Origin of the sequence: Candidatus Cryosericum terrychapinii (assembly GCF_003570925.1) — a bacterium.
Classification (GTDB): domain Bacteria; phylum Caldisericota; class Caldisericia; order Cryosericales; family Cryosericaceae; genus Cryosericum; species Cryosericum terrychapinii.
The window spans coordinates 23,097-33,543 of record NZ_QXIS01000015.1 but is presented as its reverse complement, the minus strand read 5'-3'; the positions used below and the strand labels follow the sequence as shown (position 1 = coordinate 33,543).

Here is a 10,447-nt window from a genome sequence, read left to right as displayed (position 1 = left end):
AGCGCTCCAAATCCCAATGCTGCCAGTAGCTTCCAGACTATGCTCCAGACGTTGGTGATCTGCGGGCGATCGGGAGCCGGCGGCAGAGGTTGAGAAATCCCAGTAACGATCTCGGGTTGGCTGACGAATTGGTCCTGTGGGCCTAACGTGACAGGCTCCGTCTGGTCGCCCTGCTTCCCCATCGTTGGAAGGCTGTCGTCTATGTGTTCTTCGCCAATTGCCATAACCGCTCCAGTTCCTCGGGAGGTGCTGTCGAGATGTCGACTTGCTGTAGCTTTGCATAGTCACGGACACGACCATATCGGTCGCGAAACTTGTCGAATGAGTGGTGCAGGGCCTTCACAGGGTTGACACCTGAGAGCCGCGCGACGTTGAGGGCAGAAAAGAGGACGTCGCCCAGCTCCATGGCCAAGGCATCTTCGTCCCTGGATGGAGCGTTCAGTTCCTCTCTCAACTCACTGGTCTCCTCAAGCAGCTTGCCATAAGCCTGCTCCGCCGATTCGAAATCGAACCCATCGGAACGGGCAGTCTCCTGCGAAAGCAAGGCGTTCTCGATGGACGAAAGCAGTTTCGCACTGTCGACAAAGTGCTTCTTCCGGCCCTCCAGGACCTTGAGCTTTTGCCAGTTCTCCAGCACCTGATCGCTCGATGCCAGCGACGTGCTGCCGAACACGTGCGGATGCCTGAATGTCAGCTTGTCGTCAGCGGTCCGAACCACGTCGCAGATGTCGAATCCATCTTCCTCGCGGGCGATTTCCGACTGAATGAACACCTGCAGCAGCAGGTCCCCGAGCTCCTCTTCGAGGTTGTCCGCGCTGCCTCTCTGTATGGCGAGTGCCACCTCGTAGGACTCCTCCAGAAGCGTATCCAGAAGCGACTCATGCGTCTGCAGGCGGTCCCATGGACAGTTCTGGCGCAAGTCCGCAATGAGCAGCCTGAACTCTTCAACAGTCGTATACTGGGAGCCAACGAGGGGCAAGAGAACGTCGGCCAGCCGTATCGCCTCCCGAGTCAGGTCATCGGCTTCTATTGTCGGAGCATGAGCCAGTCCAGGCAATCGGCCAAGAAGCCCTGCAACAACTGACGCCATGTCGACGGGACACAAGCAGACGATCATGCCGTAGTGCCGACCTGCAAAACGTATCCATGTCAGGAAAGCGATCGCCTCCACCGGATCCAGCAGGGTCCGGGCTGAGGTCGGCAGCAACCGGATGCTGGAGGCCGACGCATAGACCAGAGTATCCGTTCCAGCCGGTACCGCCAGGGCAAAGCGTCGCCCACTGTGGATCGGCAACTGCAGGTGAGGGTCTTGGTCCGTAATGATACGTATCTCGTATTCTTCCATCCTTTCAGTGTACCGTTTCCGACCCTGAAAGCAAGGATGAAAGCAGTGAGAGCGGCTTCTGTCCGGCATTCATGGGAAGGACCACCGAGTCCCGCACGGTTCGGGCGTGGGCAACCTGGTCGACGTGGGCGCGAAGGAACCGCGTGGCTGCCTCCTCACTGACGAATTCCAAAACAAGCGCGTGACCCGACTCTTTGAGGGACGACACGCCGAGCGGAATCAGCGACAGTTCGAGGCGCTTCAGCGCAAAGATCCCCGCTACCTCGGGAGGGAGAGCTCCATAGCGGTCGATGGTCCGCTCTTCGAGTGCTGTCAGATCCTGCCCGCCAGCCCGTTCGACAGCGTTGTAGAGTGCCAGCCGCTCACCTGAGTCGGCCACATAGGTCTCGGGGATGAACGCGGATATGCCAAGAATGATCACGAGCTTCGCCACAGGCTCCGAGTACTGGCCACGTACCCTCATGATTTCCTCCTCAACCATTGAGAGGAACATGTGGTACCCGACGTCGGAAAAGCGGCCGCTCTGCTTCACGCCAAGGACATCACCGGCACCACGCAGCTCCAGGTCCTTGAGAGCGACCTGCAGACCGGCTCCGAAGTCCACGGCCGAGGCGATGGCTTCCAGACGCTTGAAAGCGACTGATTCACGCATGACGCCATGGGAATAGAAAATATAGGCATAGGCATGACGTTGAGCACGACCTACCCTGCCACGCAGCTGATAGAGCTGAGCAAGTCCCAAACGCTCTCCCTCGTCGACGATGATCGTGTTGACGTTGGGGAAATCGAGTCCTGCTTCGATGATGGTGGTCGACACGAGGATATCGTACTTGCCTTCGTAGAAGTCCAGCATGATCTGTTCCAGAACTTCACTCCTCAACTGCCCATGTGCTACCGCGATGCGGGCCTCCGGAAACAGTCGGGCGAGCAACGCAAACCGGGCCTCGATGTCCATGATGCGGTTGTGAACAAAGTATACCTGCCCGTGACGCTCCAGCTCGGCGCGAACTGCTCGCGTCAACTGCTCCTCGTCGAAGGGCATCAGGAATGTTCTGATGGGATATCGGCCCACCGGAGGCGTGTTGATGAGGGAGATGTCCCGAATGCCTACAATGGACGATTCCAATGTGCGTGGGATGGGTGTGGCGCTGAGAGTCAGCACATCGACCTCTGTTTTCATCTTCTTGATCTTCTCCTTGTCCAGGACACCGAAGAGTTGTTCCTCGTCGACAATCATCAGGCCAATGTCCTTGAAGTCGCCTGCCATGTTCAGGACCTTGTGCGTACCGACAGCGATGTCGACACCGCCCTCGTGCAGGAGTTTGCGGCCGGCCGCGAGTTCCCTGGAGCCTACCATCCTCGAGAACAGCGCAACCTTGTACCCAATCGGCTCGAAGCGGGCCTCCAGGTTGCGAAAGTGCTGCATCGCCAGGATGGTCGTCGGAGCGACTATGGCGACTTGTTTGCCGTTTGCGACCGCACGCGCCGCCGCCCGTATGGCCACCTCGGTCTTTCCGAAACCGACATCCCCGCATACCAGGCGATCCATCGGCTTGCCCGCCTCCATGTCACTGAGGACGTCGGCGATAGCCTTGGACTGATCGGGGGTCAACTCGTAGGCGAAGGCGTCGACGACCGGTACCTCCAACTCTGGATTCGGCTTGAACATATAGCCCTCGCGCGCATGGCGTTTGGCCGCCGTCTCGAGCAATTCGTGGGCGATGCGCCGGGCATCTTCTGCAGCCTCCTTGCGCGCTCGTTTCCACTTCCTCGATCCTGGTTCGTCGAGGGTTATCTCCGTGCGGTCCCCAACATACTTCTCCAGATACCCCAAGCGTTCGACAGGCACATGGAGCAGTGAATGGTCCTTGTACTCCAGCGAGATATAGTCCCGGGTGACACCATCGACGGTCAGGGCGTTCATGCCCATGAACACGCCGATGCCGTAGTCCCGATGGACGACGTAGTCGCCTTCGTGCAGGTCCTCGAGACGCGAGATGGCTTGGGAAAAACGGGTCGTCTTCTTGGGACTCATCGTGGCCCTCGGGAACAGTTCCCTGTCCGTCAGAACCATGAATCCCTCTGCGGCAAACCCCGCCGACAGGGAGCCCTTGACAACTGCAAGTCTTGCCATGACATCTAGATCCTCGACCGTATCCATCACCAGATGCCGGGCCTTGTCAGGATTCCATGATACGACGTCGATTGCCGTCTCTCCGGGGGCGTGAAGGCCGAGGTACTCGCTAAAGGAACCCGACAGCGTCAGTGGAGGCAACTCGCGGGAGGCCGGCGTCAGGGCGTCCCGGGCTGAGGTAGCGGTGAGGTGAATTGACCGGGCAAACCCACCCAGAACCCGTCTAGCAATCTGCTCCACTTGATCGAGCGCGCTGGACGATGGCGCGAAGCCAGCCTGAATGGTCCGTTGATAGAGTTCCCGCGCAGAGTCGAAGATCTGCGTCAGTTCGGCTTCGGGGTCGACGTCGGCAAACACTGCTATGGCGTGTGATCCGAGCAATCTGGCAAGGCTTCCGCACATGCGCTCTGGATCCGCATACTGATAGAGGAAGTAGTTGACCCCCTTGCTGTTCGTCGTCGAAATGAAGGACTCCAGATCCTCGAGAAACGTGGCATCCTGTTCCTCGCTTCCTTCACGGGTCTCGTGCTCCTTCTTCCAGCGTTCCGCAGCCATAGTGGAGAAACTCTGACGGGCCTCCCGATCCAGCAAGATGGGATACGGTGGGAGGATTCCGACGGACGACACGGGCTCGACTGACTGCTGTGTGACGGGGTCAAACAGCTTGATGCGGCTGATGACATTGCCTTCGAGCACAATACGCGCTGGGTACTCTCCGGCCTGCGAGTACAGATCGAACACGTTGCCGCGCATGCTGAACTGGCTCATCTCGGTGACCGATGAAACCCCTTCGTACCCCATCTGCAGGAGCCGGCGCGCCAGCGAGTGCGGGATGATGCGGTCCCCGACAGTCAGCGCAGAAGCAAGTTCTGTGAAATCGCGAGCGGGGAGAGACGGGTCGATGAGCCCCTGGGCCGTCGTGAAAACGACGGTCTCTCCACGAGCATAGATTTGATCAAGGGCTCGGGCTCGGACGAACGACAGTGGACGCGAGTACTGCGTGTATTCCATGAGCTCGACGCCCAGCTCGGGCAGGACCACAAAGGGCCGCATCCCGGCGATCGCCCCGGAAATACCGCGGACCATCGAAGACAGTTCCTCCGCACGATCGATACTTGGACAAACGACCACGACGGGTCGAGGACAAATAGTGACCAAAGCCGCCAGCAGCAGCTGCCGATAGCCGCTCGATGGACTGGACACCGTGATGGAGCCTGGCTGTTCCAGCAACTGCGCGAATCTGGCGAACAGTTCTGGAGCGCTGGCCTGTGCCTGCTGTAGCAGCAGGTCGAAGGAACCAGACTGCATCAGTCCTTGGCCACCTTGCGGTTGAACATCTCCTGCGCAGCCATCAACCCATCACAGACGATGGTTCGGACGACACTCGGCGACTTCGCAATGACATCGATAATGGTTGGCCACTCGGACCTGGAGAATCTTGACAGCACGAAATCGATCACGCCGTCCTTGCTGCGTGGCTTTTCGATGCCGATGCGGACCCGCACGAATCCCTTTCCACCGCAGTTGTCGACAATCGATCGGACCCCATTGTGACCTGCGGCTGTGGCGTTGAAACTCACTCTGACGGTGCCGACCGGCAAGTCCATCTCGTCATGGATCACGATAAGATTCTCGAGAAGGATGTTGCGTTCCTTCATCATTGGAGCGATAGCGACGCCCGAACCGTTCATGCAGGTCTGAGGCTTCACCAGCATTATTCTGACGGGTTCCGGTCCATCACAGAGAGCCAGGTCAACGGCAGCCCAGTGCGCCACTCGATTGTGGTTGAACCTGTGAACTTTGAACGAATGTGCGATAGCGTCGAGGGCCATGAAGCCCACGTTATGCCGTGTCTCATCGTATTCGGGCCCGGGGTTGCCCAGCCCTGCGATCATGATCGTTTTCACACATGGTATACTACTCGGGAGAGGCCCGATTTCAAGCTGTGAACGGTTGACAGGGGCCTCGAACACCGTATACTTTCTTCGCATTGGTCGGGTTCCCTAAGTGCCGCAAGGCCGCCTCGACCGAGCAATTCCTCGTGGAGGTAGTCTATGTACGCTGTAATTGAAGCAGCAGGAAGGCAGTATCGGGTCGAGCTTGGCGAGACCGTCAAGATGGAAAAAATCGCCAGCGAACCCGGCACGCCGATCGTGTTTGACAAAGTCCTCGTTGTCACCACTGACGCCGGCACTCAAATCGGCAAGCCCTACGTTCTGGACGCGAAGGTGAGCGGTACGATCGTACGCACCACGCGCGACCGCAAGATCCGTGTCTTCACCTACAAGAACAAGACGACGCACAAGAAGCTCATAGGGCACAGACAGACATCGACCTACGTGAAGATCACGGAGATCGGGTAAGAGGGGCGGTGAACAATGGCACACAAGAAAGCAGGCGGTAAGTCACGTAACGGGCGGGACAGCAACCCGCAATATCTCGGCGTCAAGCTCTATGATGGTCAAGTCGTTCGGTCAGGCAACATCATCGTGCGTCAGCGTGGCGAGCATTTCAAAGCCGGCAAGGGCGTCATGATGGGCCGAGACTATACCCTGTTCGCCGTCGTCGACGGAACAGTGAAGTTCGAGTCGCTCAAGACCGTGAAGCGCGTTCATGTGCTTCCTGTCCCTGAGCTCCCTGTTTCCGAACAGGCGAACTAGCACACATAGGGAGCATTTCCATTAGAGACTCAGCTGACCGCATTCTCGACGAGGTCATAGTTCGAGTCACCTCGGGACACGGCGGAAACGGAGCAATGAGCTTCCGCCGTGAGAAGTACGTGGAGAAAGGCGGGCCGGATGGCGGTGAGGGTGGCAGAGGTGGCGACGTCATCTTTGTTTCTACCGGCCGATACTCGAGTCTTCAGTTCTTCGCAAAGAAGCGAACGTTCAAGGCCCAGGCCGGAGAGCCAGGCGCTGGACGCAACAAGCATGGGGGCGATGGACTGGACGTTACCATCCTCGTCCCGCTGGGCACCGTTCTGACGGATATTGTCTCAGAGGAGATCCTGGCGGATCTGGTCGACGAGGGCGAGACTGTCACGGTAGCCCATGGCGGAAGCGGTGGCCGAGGTAATGCATCTTTTGCCACGTCCGTCGACCGTGCCCCGAGGTATTGCGAAGAGGGCATTCCTGCGCAGGAACGTCGCATCAGGCTGCGCCTGAAGATCCTTGCCGACGTCGGCATCGTCGGCTTTCCGAACGCGGGCAAGAGCACGCTGCTGAGCAAGCTTTCTGCAGCACACCCGAAGATTGCCGACTATCCCTTCACGACGTTGTCCCCGAACTTGGGCGTGGCATTCTCACCAGACGGCGAGCGCGTTACATTTGCGGATATCCCAGGGCTTGTGGAAGGAGCCGCCAACGGTCGGGGACTTGGCAACAAGTTTCTGGCCCACATCGAACGCAGCCGGGTTCTCCTGTTTCTGGTTGACGGCAGTTCGTCCGATCCCGACCCGGTTCAGGCGTACCACCTGCTCTGCCGCGAACTGGAAGAATACAGTGAACAGCTTGCACGCAAGCCCCGATTGATTGTCGTCAACAAGATCGACGTGATTTCCGCGCAGAAGCGGACAGGGATTCATACCCGCTTTGTTCATCAAGGTATCGAGCCTCTGATGATTTCCGCACTGGAGAATCGTGGCATTGATGCCGTCATCGAACGTGGACTGGCCCTCGTGCAGTCTGCGCCTGTGCCTCCCCGTGAACAGGTGACGCGCGTCTACAAGCTGAAGCCGTCCGATGAGACATTCGAAATCTCCCGGCTTCCCGACGGCATGCTCAGTGCGTCAGGACGCTATCTCGACCGGATTGTCCACACGACGGACTTCGAGAAGCCCTTCCAGGTCACACTGCTGGACCAGAGGATGCGCAAGATCGGCGTCGAGAAGGCTCTCCGCAAGAAGGGAGCCCATGACGGGCAGAACGTCATGATCGGCGGCCGCGTATTCACTCTGGGGGAAGAGACAACCACCAAACGATGAAGACTGTGCTGTATGGGGGAGCGTTCGACCCTGTCCATGCCGGTCACGTTTTTGTCGGCCATGAAGCTCTTCGCCTCATGGCCCCTTCTATCCTCATTCTCATCCCCACCGGCCTTCCCAATCCGGACTTTGACAAGTGTCTCTCTGCATCTGATGCTGATCGCATGGCAATGTTGCAACTCGCCTTCGCAAGAGTGCCTGATGTGACTATCTCCGACTTCGAACTGAGCCGCGAGCCGCGGCCGTCCTACTTCGTAGACACGCTCGAAGGTCTCCGTCCGTCGCTGGGTGTGGACAAGCCGGTGCTGCTTCTCGGGGAGGACCAGCTCTATTCGTTCCCGCAGTGGCACAGATATCAGGACATCCTGGATCAGGTCGAACTATGGTTCGTCCCACGCGCCGGCCGGCACTGTTCAGACACCCCGGAAGTCCCTGCGAGAGCTCTGTTTGCCATCAATCCCTTCGACAGCCTGTCGTCGACCCTGATTCGCAACAGGCTGCAGCAGGGTCTGTCTGTCGATGGCCTGGTACCCGCGTCCGTTGCTGCGTATATTGCAGAGCACGGATTGTACAGAGGTCAGTGATACCGGAGGAGAGAGCCCACCTGGTCGACCTCGTCGCCGGGCGTGTTCCGAAAAAACGACTGAAGCACATGCTCCGCGTGGAGACGCTGGCAGTGAGACTTGCCCGTTTCTGGGGAGTATCCGAGGAGAAGGCAAGCGTTGCTTCTCTGCTGCATGACATCGTGAGGGATGAGCCTGAGTCTACCCTGCTCGAGTTGGTGAAGGACACCGATGACCCTCTGGCTCGTGAGATGGCTGAGACGTCCGCCCCAGTAGTCCTCCATGCCCCTGTCGGGGCGCTGATCGCTCGACGCGACTTTGGTGTGGATGACCCTGAGATTCTTCGGGCAATTGCTCTGCACACGACCGGCGCCTCCCACATGGACCGACTGGCGATGATCGTTTTCCTTGCCGACTACTGTGAGTCGGGCCGCCACTTCGCCGGCGTCGAGGAAGTGCGTTCTCTGCTGTTCAGTAGTCTCGAAACCGCAATGCTGCGCGCGCTAGCGCAGACGCTGTCATATCTGCGCCAGCATTCCCGTCCGATGGACAGACATACGGTCGACGCAGCGGCTGCTTTCGCGTGTCTAGCTGCAGAAGACTCACAGCGCCTTCGCCAAGCTTGACAGAAGCCTCCGCGCCGTGTAGAATACACGTGCACACAATTGTGCGGGAGTAGCTCAGGGGTAGAGCATCGGCTTCCCAAGCCGAGTGTCGCGGGTTCAAATCCCGTCTTCCGCTCCAGAGGCGGCATAGCCAAGTGGTAAGGCAAGGGTCTGCAAAACCCTCATACCCCGGTTCGAATCCGGGTGCTGCCTCCATTGTTGTATCCAGGCATCCCTGCCGGGATGGCGGAACTGGCAGACGCACGGGACTTAAAATCCCGCGGTGGCAACACCGTGTGGGTTCAATTCCCACTCCCGGCACCACCCTTGTCTCTAAGATGACGTCGTGTCTCAGCCTCTGATACCACGTTGCCAGGACTAAGTGTGGCGGTAGACTCTCCATGTGATCTCGGCATTGCCCATATGCGAGAGTGGAACAGAGATCTCGGGATTGGTGTCGGCAACTTGCGACCCTGATCCAAGCTGGATTCCCATGTTCATGGCCGCAAAGTAGGTCTTCTCATACAGCACAGCATCGATACCATTCTTCTTGCGCATCGTGCCAAGGACGAAGACGCGGGCATACTTGAAGCTCCGATGTCTAACGCGAGATCTGAGCAACCCGAAAATCCCCAGGTCCCGCCGTATGTCCGACAATCCGTAGATGTGGTCGCTGGGGGCGTACCTCGCGTGGAGCCGATCATACTCCTCGACGACCTCGTTGAGGTCGGGCAGCGTTACGGCCATGCCGATGACAGGATGATCCGGCTTCGTCACGTCTTCGACCACGAAGACCAGGTCTTCGATGGCAATCATCCTCAATCCGCTCGCGAGATAGTCGAACTCCTCTTCGGAGAACCGCTCAAACTGCGGGTGGACGCTGGTGTCCCACGCGGTGTTGTAAATGGTCTTGATGCGGGCGATCTCGTTCACCCAGTCACTGAGCTTGACGGATCTGACGGCGACGCCCTGACGCGCCAGCCGTTGTTCGAGGTCCTGCCCGCGCCTTCGCATGTCATTCAGGCGCTCCATGTACGGAGAAGCACTCTCGTGCGTCATGCGAAAGGCATACCAGTCATTTTCCTTGACTCCCCACCGCTCCAAAAAGCGCGTGTAGTATGGGGGTTGATAGGCCTCCATGACCATGGGGTGCTTGTCGAACCCGTCGACCAGAAGGCCGTCCTCACCGTTGGCGTTGAAGCGTGCCGGCCCGATGATCTTCACGGCGCCGCCCTGCTGGAGATCTTCAGTGGCCGCGGCCAGCAATGCCGACGCAACCTCGTCGTCGTCGAACGATTCGAACAGCCCGATCCACCCGATCTCGCCGTGAACCGTGGACTCATGGTAGGAACGGTCGATGAACCCAGCGATGCGTCCGACCGGCTTTCCGTCCCTATGGGCAACGTAGTACTGCAGGAAGGAACAATGATGAAAGAAGGGGTTCGCACCGGGGAACTTCTTCTTCCACCAGTTGCGGTCCGGGTTCAGGTCGTTCATCTCCACAGCCAGGATAGGCATGACCTTGCGCGACTCGGCAGCACTGTAGAAGGGGATGCTCCAGGCCACGTTGACGAATTCCTTGAGCTTGGCGACTGGCAGGGGAAAGGACCCGTCCGTTGAGACCGGCCGGTCGATGAGTCGCTCTATTGTCACCGTCGTTTTCATGGTTCCTCCGAGCTGCTGATGTGATAGAAACGTTGGTGCTCCCGTAGGTAGTCGCAGTTTCGCTGCTATAATAAATTCCGAGCCTCGTTCCGTACCGCGAATCATGATACGTGAAATGGGCAACCTGTAAACTGATAGGAAGTCCCCCGACAA

10 protein-coding genes and 3 tRNA genes are annotated in these 10,447 nt (G+C 58.6%); 8 read left to right on the top strand and 5 right to left on the bottom strand.

Translation table 11 applies throughout. The features are described 5' to 3' along the window. From SMC7_RS07425 to pth, 4 genes are all read right to left on the bottom strand, one after another. The coding region (locus SMC7_RS07425; protein ID WP_207798704.1) for a hypothetical protein at positions 1–224 on the bottom strand (224 nt) is incomplete at its 3' end. Further along, a complete protein-coding gene (gene mazG / locus SMC7_RS02940) occupies positions 200–1,345 on the bottom strand; it encodes a nucleoside triphosphate pyrophosphohydrolase (RefSeq protein ID WP_165845091.1) in 1,146 nt (381 codons plus the stop codon). The genes mazG and SMC7_RS07425, both read right to left, overlap by 25 nt. A gap of 4 nt (positions 1,346–1,349) precedes the next feature. Continuing rightward, positions 1,350–4,787 carry a transcription-repair coupling factor gene (mfd, locus tag SMC7_RS02935; RefSeq protein ID WP_119088884.1) on the bottom strand — a complete coding sequence of 1,146 codons (3,438 nt, stop codon included), beginning with the start codon at positions 4,785–4,787 and terminating at the stop codon, positions 1,350–1,352. Further along, entirely contained in the window at positions 4,787–5,386 is a 600-nt protein-coding gene (pth, locus tag SMC7_RS02930; protein WP_165845090.1) for an aminoacyl-tRNA hydrolase, read from the bottom strand. The genes mfd and pth overlap by 1 nt, the downstream gene beginning before the upstream one ends. Positions 5,387–5,533: 147 nt before the next feature. Here pth and rplU point away from each other — a divergent pair, with 147 nt between their 5' ends. The 8 genes from rplU (at position 5,534) to SMC7_RS02890 (ending at position 8,953) form a co-directional block, all read left to right on the top strand. After that, entirely contained in the window at positions 5,534–5,842 is a 309-nt protein-coding gene (gene rplU / locus SMC7_RS02925; RefSeq protein WP_119088882.1) for a 50S ribosomal protein L21, read from the top strand. A 15-nt stretch (positions 5,843–5,857) separates the two neighbouring features. Beyond that, positions 5,858–6,139: a 50S ribosomal protein L27 gene (gene rpmA / locus SMC7_RS02920; RefSeq protein ID WP_119088881.1), complete on the top strand. Its 282-nt coding sequence runs from the start codon at positions 5,858–5,860 to the stop codon at positions 6,137–6,139. A 5-nt stretch (positions 6,140–6,144) separates the two neighbouring features. Further along, complete coding sequence (gene obgE / locus SMC7_RS02915) at positions 6,145–7,461, top strand: GTPase ObgE (protein ID WP_119088880.1); 1,317 nt, start codon at positions 6,145–6,147, stop codon at positions 7,459–7,461. Further along, positions 7,458–8,045, top strand: coding sequence for a nicotinate (nicotinamide) nucleotide adenylyltransferase (nadD, locus tag SMC7_RS02910; protein ID WP_119088879.1), 588 nt, complete (start codon positions 7,458–7,460; stop codon positions 8,043–8,045). Before obgE ends, nadD begins: the two co-directional genes overlap by 4 nt. Next, positions 8,042–8,650 (top strand): bis(5'-nucleosyl)-tetraphosphatase (symmetrical) YqeK, encoded by a 609-nt coding sequence (gene yqeK / locus SMC7_RS02905; protein WP_119088878.1) that lies wholly within the window; start codon positions 8,042–8,044, stop codon positions 8,648–8,650. The genes nadD and yqeK overlap by 4 nt, the downstream gene beginning before the upstream one ends. A gap of 43 nt (positions 8,651–8,693) precedes the next feature. Beyond that, positions 8,694–8,768, top strand: a tRNA-Gly gene (locus tag SMC7_RS02900). 2 nt (positions 8,769–8,770) lie between these two features. Further along, positions 8,771–8,845, top strand: a tRNA-Cys gene (locus tag SMC7_RS02895). A 21-nt stretch (positions 8,846–8,866) separates the two neighbouring features. Beyond that, positions 8,867–8,953 (top strand) — tRNA-Leu (locus SMC7_RS02890). A gap of 54 nt (positions 8,954–9,007) precedes the next feature. Here the strand turns inward: SMC7_RS02890 and SMC7_RS02885 are convergent. Beyond that, positions 9,008–10,294, bottom strand: a complete 1,287-nt coding sequence (locus tag SMC7_RS02885; protein WP_119088877.1) for a hypothetical protein — start codon at positions 10,292–10,294, stop codon at positions 9,008–9,010. Positions 10,295–10,447: the final 153 nt, after the last annotated feature.